Origin of the sequence: Methylosinus sp. C49 (assembly GCF_009936375.1) — a bacterium.
In the GTDB taxonomy this organism is placed as follows: domain Bacteria; phylum Pseudomonadota; class Alphaproteobacteria; order Rhizobiales; family Beijerinckiaceae; genus Methylosinus.
Genome location: NZ_AP022332.1, coordinates 1911939 through 1925436, shown reverse-complemented (window position 1 = coordinate 1925436; position 13498 = coordinate 1911939). Strand labels below are relative to the sequence as shown.

At 67.4% G+C, this 13498-nt stretch carries 13 protein-coding genes; 4 read left to right on the top strand and 9 right to left on the bottom strand.

The window, feature by feature from the left end; genetic code table 11:
* Positions 1 to 6: 6 nt before the first annotated feature.
* The 3 genes from GYH34_RS09305 to GYH34_RS09295 all read right to left on the bottom strand — a co-directional run bounded on the left by GYH34_RS09305 (position 7) and on the right by GYH34_RS09295 (position 4102).
* On the bottom strand, positions 7 to 1305 hold the full coding sequence (locus GYH34_RS09305) for an efflux RND transporter periplasmic adaptor subunit (protein ID WP_244635339.1): 1299 nt from the start codon (positions 1303 to 1305) through the stop codon (positions 7 to 9).
* 179 nt (positions 1306 to 1484) lie between these two features.
* The gene (locus GYH34_RS09300) at positions 1485 to 2294 is read right to left on the bottom strand and encodes an outer membrane beta-barrel protein (protein ID WP_161913330.1); all 810 of its coding nucleotides are present in this window, start codon (positions 2292 to 2294) and stop codon (positions 1485 to 1487) included.
* Between the two features lie 497 nt (positions 2295 to 2791).
* The gene (locus tag GYH34_RS09295; RefSeq protein WP_161913329.1) at positions 2792 to 4102 is read right to left on the bottom strand and encodes a replication-associated recombination protein A; all 1311 of its coding nucleotides are present in this window, start codon (positions 4100 to 4102) and stop codon (positions 2792 to 2794) included.
* A gap of 224 nt (positions 4103 to 4326) precedes the next feature.
* Here GYH34_RS09295 and GYH34_RS09290 point away from each other — a divergent pair, with 224 nt between their 5' ends.
* Complete coding sequence (locus tag GYH34_RS09290) at positions 4327 to 5235, top strand: division plane positioning ATPase MipZ (protein WP_161913328.1); 909 nt, start codon at positions 4327 to 4329, stop codon at positions 5233 to 5235.
* Between the two features lie 46 nt (positions 5236 to 5281).
* On the opposite strand, the gene greA is transcribed toward GYH34_RS09290, so the two are convergent.
* A complete protein-coding gene (gene greA / locus GYH34_RS09285; RefSeq protein WP_161913327.1) occupies positions 5282 to 5749 on the bottom strand; it encodes a transcription elongation factor GreA in 468 nt (155 codons plus the stop codon).
* A 31-nt stretch (positions 5750 to 5780) separates the two neighbouring features.
* On the bottom strand, positions 5781 to 6767 hold the full coding sequence (locus GYH34_RS09280) for an MDR family oxidoreductase (protein ID WP_161913326.1): 987 nt from the start codon (positions 6765 to 6767) through the stop codon (positions 5781 to 5783).
* 185 nt (positions 6768 to 6952) lie between these two features.
* Here GYH34_RS09280 and GYH34_RS09275 point away from each other — a divergent pair, with 185 nt between their 5' ends.
* Positions 6953 to 7456 carry a Spy/CpxP family protein refolding chaperone gene (locus GYH34_RS09275; RefSeq protein WP_161913325.1) on the top strand — a complete coding sequence of 168 codons (504 nt, stop codon included), beginning with the start codon at positions 6953 to 6955 and terminating at the stop codon, positions 7454 to 7456.
* Between the two features lie 75 nt (positions 7457 to 7531).
* Here the strand turns inward: GYH34_RS09275 and GYH34_RS09270 are convergent, their stop codons facing one another.
* Entirely contained in the window at positions 7532 to 8548 is a 1017-nt protein-coding gene (locus GYH34_RS09270) for a polyprenyl synthetase family protein (protein ID WP_161913324.1), read from the bottom strand.
* A 162-nt stretch (positions 8549 to 8710) separates the two neighbouring features.
* On the opposite strand from GYH34_RS09270, the gene GYH34_RS09265 reads away from it, so the two are divergent.
* On the top strand, positions 8711 to 9484 hold the full coding sequence (locus tag GYH34_RS09265) for a methyltransferase (RefSeq protein WP_161913323.1): 774 nt from the start codon (positions 8711 to 8713) through the stop codon (positions 9482 to 9484).
* 23 nt (positions 9485 to 9507) lie between these two features.
* On the opposite strand, the gene hemW is transcribed toward GYH34_RS09265, so the two are convergent.
* Positions 9508 to 10677, bottom strand: a complete 1170-nt coding sequence (gene hemW, locus GYH34_RS09260; protein ID WP_024880579.1) for a radical SAM family heme chaperone HemW — start codon at positions 10675 to 10677, stop codon at positions 9508 to 9510.
* Positions 10678 to 10835: 158 nt separating this feature from the next.
* Here hemW and GYH34_RS09255 point away from each other — a divergent pair, with 158 nt between their 5' ends.
* Positions 10836 to 12065 carry an OmpA family protein gene (locus tag GYH34_RS09255; protein ID WP_161913322.1) on the top strand — a complete coding sequence of 410 codons (1230 nt, stop codon included), beginning with the start codon at positions 10836 to 10838 and terminating at the stop codon, positions 12063 to 12065.
* Between the two features lie 23 nt (positions 12066 to 12088).
* Here the strand turns inward: GYH34_RS09255 and rdgB are convergent, their stop codons facing one another.
* Entirely contained in the window at positions 12089 to 12715 is a 627-nt protein-coding gene (gene rdgB / locus GYH34_RS09250; protein ID WP_161913321.1) for an RdgB/HAM1 family non-canonical purine NTP pyrophosphatase, read from the bottom strand.
* Positions 12712 to 13425: a ribonuclease PH gene (gene rph / locus GYH34_RS09245; protein WP_161913320.1), complete on the bottom strand. Its 714-nt coding sequence runs from the start codon at positions 13423 to 13425 to the stop codon at positions 12712 to 12714. Before rph ends, rdgB begins: the two co-directional genes overlap by 4 nt.
* Positions 13426 to 13498 lie beyond the last annotated feature (73 nt).

Below are 13498 nucleotides of genomic sequence, written 5' to 3'. Positions count from 1 at the left end.
GGGCGGTCAGTCCAACCCTTCGAGCCGCGACTTGCCGAGTTCCGCCTTCAGCACGAAGACATTGGTCGCGGCCGCCTGCTCCCCCTCCTCGAGCCCGGAGACGATCTCGATCGCCTCATTGTCGCTCGCGCCCGTCTCCACCTTGCGCTTCACGAAGCCTTCGGGCGTGCGCACGAAGACGACCGTCTCGCCCTCGAAGGTGAGCAGCGCCGAGCGCGGCAGGCGCAGGCGCACATTCTTCTCCTCGAGGGTGATGCGCGCCGTCATCGCCGTGCCGGGACGAAGCGCGAAATCCGCATTGGCGAAAGACGCGACGGCGCGGCCGGAATGCGTCTCGTGATCGAGCATGGGGCCGATGAAGACGATGCGGCCCGCGGCCTCCTCCTCGCCGTCATGCGAGAGGCGCACGCTCTGCCCCTCGCGCGCCGACGGCAGATCGGCGATGGCGACGGCGATATCGGCGAAGACAGTGGAAAGATCGGCGACGACATAAATCTGCGCATCGCCGCCGACCGGCTGGCCGAGATCGGCGCGGCGCTCGATCACCTTGCCGGCGATGGGCGCGCGAATCTCCTTGCGGCGCAATTCGCCGACCGGCTGGCCGGCGAGAGCGGCGATCTCCCCTTCCGAGAGATCGAGCGCGGCGAGCTTCTGGCGCGCCAGCTCGACGCGGAGCCTCGCCTCCTCATAGGCGCCGCGGGCTTTCAGAAAATTCTGCTCGGCGGAGATCTTCTTGTCGAAGAGCCCTTTCTCGCGCTGGAACAGCGCCGATTGCAGATCGAGGCCCACTTTGGCGGCGAGATAGTCGCTCTTGGCGTCCGCGACCTCGCGGCTCTCTATGATGGCGATCACCTCGCCCTTCTCGACCGGATCGCCGAGCCTCTTGCGCAATTCGGCGACCGCGCCGACGACCTTGGCGGCGACGCGGCCGATGCGGTCGGGATCGACCGAGACGACGGCGGGAGCCGCCACATCGCGCGTCAACACGCCGGGGGCCGCCGCGACCGTGGCGATCTTGGCGGCGGCGATCTGCTCGGCGGTCAGCTTGACGAGGCCATCTACGCCCTTGGCGTCGGCGCTCTCGGCGGCTTTCTCGCCGGCGCCGAGCAGAGCGCGAATCGGCGCGGAAATTTGCGGAAACAGCGAGCCGAGCATGGCGCTCGCCAGCAGCGCGGCGCAGAGGCGCAGAGCGCGCGAGCACCCCGAATTAGAAGTGCTCCAAACTGGAAAGCCGCTCGGCCGTCGCGCCTCGGCGTCGGTCGGAACGACGTTCGATACCGCCGGAAGGCGGAGCAAGTGGGACAAGTCTCGCAGTCGCATCTCGGAACTTTTCTAACCCGTACGGCCGGCCGCGTCCACGCCGGAGCGCCGGAAAAATGGGCGCCGCACCTGCTTGTCGAACAGAATTCGAGCGCAGGAATCGCGCCAATAAAAAAGCCCGGCGCAATGCGCCGGGCTCTTCATCCTCCCGATCTCGGAAGAGATCAGTATTTCGCGACCACCGGAGCCGGCGCGCCGAACAGATTGAAGTGATAGTTCAGTCCGACACGAACGGTGTGGAACGTGTTCTCCACGCCGCGCTGGCCGACGAACAGCACCGGCGGGAAGGTCGGAGTTCCGATCGCATTGCCACGCTCGAGCTCCGTGTAGAGATACTCGACCTTGGCCGACCACCCCGGCAGGAAAGCCCATTCCACGCCGCCGCCGGCGGTCCAGCCGGTGCGCGTGCCGGACTCGGAGCCGAAAGCGGCGAAGCCGGCGCCATCCGCATAAGAGAAGGTCGTCGAGCCCTGACCATAGGCGAAGCCGCCCGTGCCATAGACCAGCAGGGTCGGCAGAACGGCGTAGCCGACGCGGCCGCGCACCGTGCCGAACCAGTCGAGACGCTGATTCGCGGTCACGCCGGAGGGCAGCAGGCCGAAGCCGAAGCCGCCGGTGGAGCCCTTCAGATCGGCGCCCTGGAAATCGGCCTCGAGGCCGACCACGAAGCCCGTGCCGGCGAACTGATAATTATAGCCGAGCTGGACGCCGCCGAGCACGCCATCGGCGTTGGAGGCGCCATAGGACCAGGCCGAAACCGGCAGCAGGCCGAAGGACGACAGGCCGCTGACATTGTTGTTGTCGGTCCAGCCATAGCCGATGTTCACGCCGGCGTAGAGGCCGGTCCAGCTGAAGGCCGGCGCGGCCGGAGCGACGAAGGCGGGCGCGCCCTTCTGCGACGGAAGGTCGGCCGCGAAAGCCGGAGCGGCGGCGATGGCCAGCGCGATAGCGCCGACGGCGGAAAGAGTCTTCATAGGTTCCCTCACTGATCAGTGCGGCCGTCGTGACCGTCCCGCGCGCCCCCCCGACGCCGGAACCGAACGACCGCTCGGTGTTGCCGATCGACCGTGATCTATGCCCCGGCCCAAAGCCGCGTCAACGCTGGCGGCGCCGATTTGCTTCGTCGCTGGTTCGATTTCATTATGATTGTGACAATTAAATCACATCGAATACGCTGTGACAAAATCTATGCTTGACATATTCGGATACACATAGTCCCACCCGCGCGAATCACAGAAAAAGTCTTAAATATATAATAATACCAATATTTTATCGCAGAAGCCGCATCGGCTCGCGGAGGCTGGGTCGGCCTAAGGACGACGAGCGCCGTCCAGGCTCGAATGCCGAATGTGAACAAGCATTTGAAGATAAGTCGGAACGCGATGTAAGCATTGAAGATGAATATCCGCGGACGGCGCAGCGAGTTTCGCCTGCCGAGAACGACTCTTCTTTCAATGGCTTGCGCGCCGTTTCAGGCCCCGCGCCGCTCCCGCCGCAGCCGCTCCCAATAGTCGAGCCGCTTGGCGATCTCGCGCTCGAAGCCGCGCTCCACCGGGCGGTAGAGATTCTGCCGGCCGAGCGCCTCCGGCCAATAATCCTGGCCGGAGAAAGCGTCCGGCTCATCGTGATCGTAGCGATAGCCCTCGCCATAGCCTTCGCTCTTCATCAATTTGGTCGGCGCGTTGAGGATGGTCTTGGGCGGCATGGGCGAGCCGCTTTCCTCGGCGAGGCGGCGAGCGGCCTTATAGGCGACATAGCCGGCGTTGGATTTGGGCGCGGTCGCCACATAGAGAACGGCCTGCGCGAGGGCCAGCTCGCCCTCCGGGCTACCGAGAAAATCATAGGCGTCCTTGGCGGCGTTGGCGACGACCAGCGCCTGCGGATCGGCGAGGCCGATATCCTCCACCGCCATGCGGACGATTCGCCGGGCGAGGAACAGCGGGTCCTCGCCGGCGACCAGCATTCGCGCGAAATAATAGAGGGCGGCGTCCGGGTCGGAGCCGCGCACGCATTTGTGCAGCGCGCTGATGAGATTGTAATGGCCTTCCTGCGCTTTGTCGTAGATGGGCGCGCGCCGCTGCACGATCTCGGCGAGCCGGGCGCGATCGAAGACCTCGCCCTCCCCCGCCGCGCGCCAGACATCCTCGGCGAGAGTCAAAGAGGCGCGGCCATCGCCGTCGGCCATGGCCACGAGAGCGGCGCGGGCGTCCTCGTCGAGCGGCAGGGGCTTGCCCTCGGCCTGCTCGGCGCGCTGCAGCAGCTTCTCGATCGCCTCGGCGTCCAGCGATTTGAAGGTCAGGACGCGGGCGCGCGACAAGAGCGCGGCGTTGAGCTCGAAAGAGGGGTTTTCCGTCGTCGCGCCGATCAGCGTGACCGAGCCGTCCTCCATCACCGGCAGGAAGGAATCCTGCTGGCCGCGGTTGAAGCGGTGAATTTCGTCGACGAAGAGCAGCGTCCCCTGCCCCATGGCGCGGCGCGCGCGCGCCGCCTCGAAGGTCTTCTTCAAATCGGCGACGCCGGTGAAGATCGCCGAGATTTGCACGAAGGAGAGATCGGTCTCATGGGCGAGAAGGCGCGCCACTGTCGTCTTGCCGGTGCCGGGCGGCCCCCAGAAGATCAGCGAGCCGATCGAGCCGGAACGGATCGCGCGCGTCAGCGCCCCGTCCGGGCCGACGAGATGGTCCTGGCCGGCGACCTCCTCCAGCCGCTGCGGACGCAGGCGGTCGGCCAGCGGATGCGGCGCATTGCGATCGAGCCCTGCGGCGGCGAACAAATCACTCATGGGACGCCATTATAGACGATCGTCGGCGCCGACGCCCCGCCCGCGCGCCTGCGCCCGCTTAGTTCGTAGTTTCCGAACCTTTACCTTTGCCGGAGCCTATTTAACCGCCGGTTAACCATTCGGAGGCTATTACGATTCTGTAAAATTCTAGCGACCTTCCCCTGTTCTCTCGTGGCGTCCTGGCGGCGTAGGAGCCCTAAACTTTCAACCACAGGTCGATCAGCATGCGCACTATCGCATTCGTCACGCAGAAGGGCGGCGCCGGAAAGAGCACGCTCGCCAGCAGCATCGCCGTCGCCGCCAGTAGCGCAGGCGAGCGTGTTTTCATAATCGATTTGGATCCGCTTCAATCATTGGTCAAATGGTCGAAGGCGCGTGACGCGTCCGACGTGCCGGTCGAGCATGTGCCGCCGGCCAAGCTCGGCAAGGCGCTCGCCGCGCTGGAGAAGAAGGGCGTGACCCTCGTCGTCATCGATGCGCCCGGCGCCGACAGCGAATATTCGGACGCCGCCATTCGCGTCGCCGATCTCTGCATCATTCCCGCGCGCCCCAATGTCTTCGATCTGTGGGCCTGCGAGCTGACCCGCGCCAGCATCAAGGATAAGAAGAAGGATTACGCCTTTCTTCTCAACCAGTGCCCGCCCGCCCAGCAGAACGCCCGCGTCGACCAGGGCGCGCAAGCGCTGCAGTCGATCGGCGCGCTGCTCTCCCCCATGGTCTCGGCGCGCGTCGATTATCAGGAAGCGGCTCGCCTCGGCCTCGGCGTCTGCGAGCTCAATCCCGAGGGCGTCGCAGCTCAGGAAATGCGTGAATTGTGGCAATCGGTGAAGCGCCGCCTCAAGAAGGGCTTCACGCCCGCGGCCGCCGCCAAGCCGGAGACGAAGGCGGAAGCTCCGGCCAAGGTCGAGGTGAAGCCTGCCGTCAAGGCGGAGGCCAAGGTCGAGGCCAAGGCGGAGGCGAAGCCTGCGGCCAAGGTCGCCGCCAAAGCGCCCGAGAAGGCCGCGCCCGCCGCCAAGGTGGAGAAGGTCGTGGCCAAGCAGGAGCAGCCTGCGGCGCGCAAGCAGGCCGCCGAGCCCGCCGCCGCCGAGAAAGCCAAGCCGCAGGCCAAGCCCGCGGTCAAGAAAGCGGCCTGACGCAAAGACGAACCGCGCGGTCGCCGCGCGGTTCCTCGCCGGAGAGTCAGCCGATCTCGACGATTTTGGCGCTGTGGTGGATCACCTCGACGCCATCGCCGACGCTCTTGCCGAGCAGCGCCTTGGCGAGCGGCGCGACATAGGGAATGAGCCCTTTGGCGGGATCGGCCTCGTCCTCGCCGACCAGGCGAAAGCTCTGACGCTTGCCGGCGTCGTCCTCTATGACGATGCGATGGCCGAAGCGCGCCTGCTCGTGATCGGCGATCGGCCGCACGACCTCGGCGGTGGCGCGCCGCGCCGACCAATAGCGCAGATCGCGCGCCGCGAGCGCCACGGCGCCCTTGTCGTCCTTCGCCTGCGCCGACTCCAGCTCGTCGTGCAGCCGCGCCAGCTCCGCCTCGATCATCGCGAGGCCCTCCGGCGTCACGAGATTGCGATGCGGGCTGATGGGACGATCGGGCAGCTCCTGGCGGAGCTCGTCGTCGTCCTGCTCTTTGGTGAAGGCGCTGCTCATATCATCACGTCCTGTTCGACGCCGCTGCGCGTCAGCCGATCTCGATCACCAGCCGGCCTCTGATCTTGCCGGCGACGATCGATCGCGCGCGCTCGAGCGCCTGCGCGAAAGGCGCCGTCTCCGTCATTCTGGCGAGCAATCCTTTGTCGAGATCGCGCGCCAGACGCTCCCAGCCCTTGCGCCGCAAGGGCAGGCTGGGCCGAACGCTCTCGACGCCGATGAGCGAAACGCCGCGCAGGATGAAGGGCGCGACAGTCGTCGGCAGCTCCATTCCCTGCGCATTGCCGCAGGCCGCGACGACGCCGTCGATCGAGGTCTGCGCCAGAACATTGGCGAGCGTCACCGAGCCCACCGTATCGACGCCGCCGGCGAAACGCTGCTTTTGCAACGGCTTGCCGGGGACGGAGAGCTCAGCGCGATCGACGATCTCCGACGCGCCCAGATCTTTGAGATAGGCCTCCTCCTCGGGACGTCCAGTGGATGCGACGACCCGCCATCCCAGCGCCGCCAGCAGCGCCACCGCCACGGAGCCGACGCCGCCCGCCGCGCCCGTCACCACCACCGGCCCGCGCGAGGGCTCGAGCCCCTGCCGCTCCAAGGCCATCACACAGAGCATGGCGGTGTAGCCGGCGCTGCCGATCGCCATCGCCTGCTCCGGCGTCAGCCCTTGCGGCAAATGCACCAGCCAATCGCCGCTGACCCGCGCGCGCTGCGAGAAACCGCCGAAATGCTGCTCGCCGAGCCCGCAGCCGCCGGCGATCACCTGCTCGCCCGGCCGGAAGTTCGGATGACTCGAGCGCGTGACGACGCCCGCGAAATCGACGCCCGGAATCATCGGAAAGCGCCGCACCACCGGCGCCTTGCCGGTGACGGCGAGGCCGTCCTTGTAATTGACGGTGCTGTGCGTGACCGCGACATCGACGTCGCCCTCCATCAGCTCGCTCTCGCTGAGCTCGGCATAGGCTGCGCGATAGCCGGCCTCGTCCTTGTCGATCCGTATGGCGGTGAATGCGCTCACTCTTTTGTCTCCTCTGTGATCGAGACGCGACGCGCCGCGCCGCCACTATCCGGTCGAATACGTAAAAGCTTATGTAAACGAAAGATTTCTGAGGCTGGACATTACCAAACATTAAGTTGCTTTTCGGCTGCCGAGAACGAATTGTCTAAGCGTCAAGTCCACCCATTCCCCCCAGGTGAACGCTCATGAAGAAACATCTCCTCGCCGCCGTCGCTGCGGTCGCTCTCACCCTTCCGCTCTCGGCTGGAGTCTTTGCGGAGCCGGCTCCCGGCGAGCATCATCATCCCCAATTCTCGGCAGAGGATCACGCCGCCTTCACCGACGCCAAGATCGCCGCTCTGAAGGCCGGCTTGAAGCTCACCCCGGCCCAGGAGAAGAACTGGCCGGCGGTGGAAGCCTCGCTGCGCGACATCGCCAAGGCGCGCGCCGCCCGCTTCGCCGAGGCCAAGGACAAGATGAAGGACATCCAGGAGCATCGCAGCGTGATCGAAGGTCTGCAGTGGCGCTCCAAGGCGCTCGCGGCGAAAGCCGCCGAGACGGCGAAGCTCGCCGAGGCGGCCAAGCCGCTCTTCGACAGCCTGGACGACGCCCAGAAGCGCCGCTTCGCCATTCTGCTGCATACGATCGCCAAGGGCCCGCATCACGGCCATGAGTGGGGCGGTCCGCACGAAGGTCCCGAGCACGACTGACGCTTCCCGCGTCCAATCCTCCTCGAGAGTCCCTCGACGCCCCGCATGGCTATTCGCCTGCGGGGCGTTTTCGCGTCAATAGGCGCGCTCGACGCAGAAATCGACGACCTCGAGCAGCGCCGACTTCCACGGCGAGGCCGGGAAAATCTCCAGCGCATCGCGCGCGATGGCGCCGTAATGGCTCGCGCGATCGACCGTGTCCTTGATGGCGTCGTGCTTTTTCATCAGCGCGCAGGCGGCCTCGACGTCGCCGTCGTTGATCTCGCCCTTCTCCAGCGTGCGGCGCCAGAACTCGCGCTCGGTCTCCGAGCCGCGGCGGAAGGCGAGCACGACGGGCAGAGTGATCTTGCCCTCGCGGAAATCATCGCCGACATTCTTGCCGAGCTTGGACGATTGTCCGCCATAGTCGAGCGCATCGTCGATGAGCTGGAAGGCGATTCCGAGATTCATGCCATAGCTGCGGCAAGCGGCCTCGTCCGCCTTGGAGCGGCCGGTGAGCATGGGGCCGACCTCCGCCGCGGCGGCGAACAGCTCCGCCGTCTTGGAGCGGATGACCGCCATATAGGCGTCTTCCGTCGTCTGCGTGTCCTTGGCGGCGTTGAGCTGGAGAATCTCGCCCTCGGCGATGACGGCGGCGGCCTGCGACACGACGGAGAGGCAAGAGAGCACGCCGGGCTCGACCATCATCTTGAAGGCGTGGCCGAGCAGAAAATCGCCGACCAGCACGCAGGTCTCATTGCCCCACAACATTCGCGCGGCGATCTTGCCGCGGCGCATGTCGCTCTCGTCGACGACATCGTCGTGCAGCAGAGTGGCCGTATGCATGAATTCTATGCCGGCGGCGAATTTGATATGGCCGTCGCCCTCATAACCGCACATGCCGGCGGTGGCGAGCACGAGCATCGGCCGCAGGCGCTTGCCGCCCGCAGAGATGAGATGATTGGCGACCTCTGGGATCGTCGTCACGTCGGAGCCGGTGCGCTGCAGGATCAGCTGGTTGACGCGCTGCAGGTCGGGGCCGATCAGCGAAAGGAGATTATCGAGGCCGGCGGACTTTTTTTCCTTGTCCTCCAGCGGTATGACGATGCCCACGTAGACCCCTTTGGCTTGACTCTGTCGAATGTGAAGGGAACTTAAGGCTTTGCAGGTCTCGCGGCAAGCCGGGATGCGCGCGAGCGTCTCCCGCGCCGAAAGCCTCGCCCGCTCTGCGGCTCGCCACAGCGCAGGCGGCTTCGCCTCTGCGCGTCGGCCTGCATGAGCGCGCCCGCTGCGTCACGCGCCGACGCTTTTCTCGGCGGCAAATTGCGGCTGCTGCAGCCCTCGCGCGGCCATAGGGCGGGAACCGACGCCATTCTGCTCGCCGCCGCCGCGCCGCGCGCGCTCGGCGGTCTTTTGCTCGACATAGGCGCCGGCGTCGGCGCCGTCGGCCTCGTCGCCGCGCAGCGGGCGCCGCTGGCGACGATCGGCCTCGTCGAGATCGACGCTTTGTCTGCTTCGCTCGCTCGCGGGAATGTCGCGGCCAATGGGCTCGGCGAGCGCGCGCGCGTTTTCGAGTGCGATGTCCTCTCCGCCGCCGCGCGCCGCGCCGTCGGCCTCGAGGGCGCGAACGCCGATCTGATCCTCACCAACCCGCCCTATCTCACGCCGGGCCGCGCGCGCGTCTCTCCCGATCCGCGACGCGCGCTCGCGCATATGAGCGCGGGCGGGTTGGAGCCCTGGCTGCGCGCCTGCGTCGCGCTGCTGCGCCCCGGCGGCGCGCTGGTGATGATCCATCGCGCCGACGCTCTGCCCGATTGCCTCGCCGGCGTCGGCGCGCGGCTCGGCGCGCTCGAACTATTGCCGATCGCGCCGCGCGAGGGCGAAGCGGCGACGCGCATTCTGCTGCGCGGCGTCAAAGGCTCGAAGGCGCCGCTGGCGCTCTACCCGCCGCTGATTCTGCATGGCGCCGACGGCGCCTTCACGCCCGAGGCCGAGGCGCTCCATCGTGGCGACGGCGCGCTGCCCTGGCCGGGTATCGATTTCTCATGAGAGGTCGGTGAGCCGGCGCGGCGTCACGCCGCGAGATCGGCCACCACCGCGTCGAGCACGGGAAACCCTTCCGAGCTCACGCGGATGCGATTGTCGCGGGTCAGCTCGACGAGCCCGTCGCCGATCAGCTCGGCGACGCGCGATTGCGACAGCTTCTTGCCGGTGAGGGCGAAGAAGCGCGCCGGATCTATCCCCTCGCGCAGGCGCAGGCCCATCAGCAGAAACTCGTCGCCCTCCTGCTCCGCCGAGAGCAGATCATCCTCGACGAGGCCATGGCCCTCCGTCTCGACGCAGGTGAGCCACATTTCCGGGTGCTTCTCGGTCGCCTGAGCGCGGCGGCCGCGCGGCGTGATGAGCCGCCCATGCGCGCCGGGGCCGACGCCGGCATATTCGCCATAGCGCCAATAGACGAGATTGTGCCGGCATTCCGAGCCGGGCCGCGCGTGGTTGGAGACCTCATAGGCCGGCAGGCCGGCGCGGGCGGTGACCTCTTGCGTAACGTCCCATAGCGCGCGCTGCGTGTCGACGTCGGGCAGATCGAGCTTGCCGGCGTCCACCATGCGCTCGAACATCGTCTCCGGCTCAATGGTGAGCTGATAGAGCGAGACATGCTCCGTCACGCGCCCCAGCGCCAGCTCCAGCTCCTTGCGCCACGCCGCAGGCGTCTGCTGCGGACGGGCGTAGATGAGATCAAAGGAGGTGCGTTCGAAAATCTTATTGGCGACATCGAGCGCGGCGAGCGCCTCGGCCACCGAATGCTGGCGGCCGAGCGCCCGCAATTCTATGTCGTTGAGCGCCTGCACGCCGAGCGAGGCGCGATTGACGCCGGCCGCCTTGAAGCTGCGGAAGCGCGAAGCCTCGACGCTGGTGGGATTCGCCTCGAGCGTGACCTCGCAATCGGCGGCCATCGGCCAATGATCGGCGATCGCCCGGAGGATCGCCTCCAGCGTGGATGGGAGCATCAGCGAGGGCGTGCCGCCGCCGAAGAACACCGAGCGCACCTCGCGTCCCGGCGCCAGAGCGGCGCGATGGGCAATCTCCGTGCGAAAGGCGTCCACAAAGCGATCTTCATCGACCTCGCCCTTGCGGACGTGGCTGTTGAAGTCGCAATAGGGACACTTCGACAGGCAGAACGGCCAGTGCACATAGACGCCGAAGCCCGGGTCGAACGCGTTTCGAATCGTCGCAGCCATGGGGGCTTTATGCCACGGTAGGCCGAGAAGGTCACGCTGCTGAAACGCGGCCGGAAGCTTTGCCGGGACGAATGGTTTCGCATTGCCGCATTGAAAGGCGTGAAAGCGGCGTTAATTGCCGCTTCGCGGGACGTCCCGCTCGAGATGCCGCGCCCCCCATGACCTATTTTCTCAGCTTTTATGGACTTTGGCTCGCCAGCGCTTTCCTCGTCGGCGCCCTCTCCGGCCTCGCGAGCCTGCGCCGCGCGGACGACGATCCCTCGCTGCTGCGCGAGGGGGACTTCTTCCTCGCGCTGGCGCTGTGCCTCGTCGCCATTCTCGCCAAGGCCGCGCTCGGCCGTTTCGCGCTCTACCTCGAGGGCGTGTTCGCGCTCTACGCCGCCTTTCTGGCCGGGCTCGGCGCGGCGGCGCTGTGGTCGGGGCCGATCGCGCGCGATCATCTCGGCTGGCGCATCGGCGCCGGCATGGTCGCGGTCATCGCCATTCTCGCCAATAGCGAGGCGGCCAAGAGCCTCGAGGATGCGCTGGGGCATCGTCTCGGCTCGCTGGTGCAGCGGGAGGGCGGCGATCCTCTGAATTTCGAGGTCAGCGGCCGCGATGTCTTTTTGCCCGCCGACGCTTCCGGCCATAGGGCGCTGGCGGAGCGGCTGGCGAGCGCCGCCGGCGTGCGGACGGTCTGGCGGGTGGATTCGCTCTCGCCGGAGGCCGCCGCCCAGCGCGAGGAGGCGCTCGCCGCCGTCTCCGCGGAGCAGGACGCCCATCGCGCCGCCGCAGCCGCATGGGAGCGTGAGCAGGAGCGCCTCGCCGCCGCCCTCGCCGCGCGGCCCCGGCCGGTCGAGGCGCCGTCGCCCCCAAAAAAAGGCCGCAAGGACAAGATCGCCGAAGGCCGCTCGGCCGAGCGCTCCGCGCCCCCCGCCGCCGCGCCGCCGCCCCCGCCAGCCGCGCTCGTCTGGAACAGCCCCAATGACCCGACGCTGCCGGCGCCGGAAGGGCCGAGCCTGCCGCCGCCCGCGACCGCCGTGGAAAGCTCGCCCTGCCGCGCGGCGCTGACAGCGCTCGCGGCCTCGGAGAAAATCCGCTTCTCGGCCAAGAGCGTCGCGCTCGGCGCGGGAGCGGAGAAATTCCTCGCGCGTCTCGCCGGCGCGCTGAAGCAATGCCCGGATGCGGCGCTCGAGCTGCGCGGCCATTCGGATTCTGTCGGCTCGCCCGAGGACAAGCGCGATTTGTCGCAGCGCCGCGCTCGCGCAGTGTTCGACTATCTGCGCCGCATCGGCGTCTCGCGCGAGCGGCTGACCAGCGCCGGCGTCGGTGACGAGCAGCCCATCGTCGCGGGCGATGATCCGGCGAGCCGGGCGGAGAATCGGCGGGTGGAGATTTTATTGCGTTGAAGCGCGCGGAAGCTTTCCGCGTTTCAGGCGAGGCACGCCCTCGCCAGCGCCTGAAACGCCCGCGCCCGATGCGACAGCGCGCGCGAGCCGTCGCCCGGCAGCGCATGCTTTTCGGCCGACATCATCTCGCCGAAGGTGCGCTCCAATCCGTCCGGCAGAAAGATCGGATCATAGCCGAAGCCCTTCTCGCCGCGCGGCGGAAACACCAGCACGCCATCGACGCGGCCCTCGAACTCTTCCACATGTCCGTCCGGCCAGACGATGGCGAGCGCGCAGATGAAATGCGCGGCGAAAGGCGCCGTCGCGCCGCGCTCTTGCAGCTCGCGCTCGACGCGGCGGATGGCGGCGGCGAAATCGCGATTATCGCCGCCCCAGCGCGCCGAATAGACGCCCGGCGCGCCATCCAGCGCCTCGACGCAGAGACCCGAGTCGTCGGCGAAGGCCGGCAGGCCCGTCGCCGCGCAGGAGGCGCGCGCTTTCAAAAGCGCATTGCCGGAGAAGGTCGTCTCCGTCTCCTCCGGCTCGGCGACGCCGAGCTCGCCGGCGGAGACGGCGTCGACGCCATGCGGCTCGAGCAGCTGACGCAGCTCCCAGAGCTTGCCGGGATTATGCGTCGCGATGACGAGACGACCTTCGATTCTGCGCGTCACGCCAGCGCCGCCTTCTGCAATTGCACGAGCTGCTCGATGCCGCCGCGCGCCAGCTTCAGCATGGAGCCGAGATTATCCTCGGAGAACACCGCGACTTCCGCCGTCGCCTGCACCTCGACGAGCCCGCCAGAGCCGGTGATAACGAAATTGGCGTCCGTCTCGGCGGTCGAATCCTCCGCATAATCGAGATCGATCACCGCTTCGCCGTTGCAGACGCCGCAGGAGACCGCGGCGACATGATCGCGCAGCGGATTGTCCTTGATGATGGAGCGCGAGCGCATCCATTGGAAGCAATCATGCAGCGCCAGCCAGGCGCCGGTGATGGAGGCCGTGCGCGTGCCGCCATCGGCCTGGATGACGTCGCAATCGACGACGATCTGACGCTCGCCGAGCGCCGGCAGATTGGTGACGGCGCGCAGCGAGCGGCCGATGAGGCGCTGAATCTCCTGCGTGCGGCCGGACGGCTTGCCGGAGCTCGACTCGCGGCGCGTGCGCGTATGGGTGGCGCGCGGCAGCATGGCGTATTCCGCCGTCACCCAGCCGCGCCCCTGCCCGCGCAGCCACGGCGGCGGCTTGTCCTCGAGCGTCGCGGCGCATAGGACATGCGTGTTGCCGAATTTGACGAGGCACGAGCCCTCGGCGTAGCGGGCGACGCCCCGTTCGAAGCTGACGGGACGCATTTCGTCTGGCGCGCGTTTGCTCGGCCGCATGAAGGCTCCTTGCTAGAGAAGCGGCCTTAGTAACGCGGTTCGGCCGCCAGTGGAAGCCGGGCACGCCGCCCGC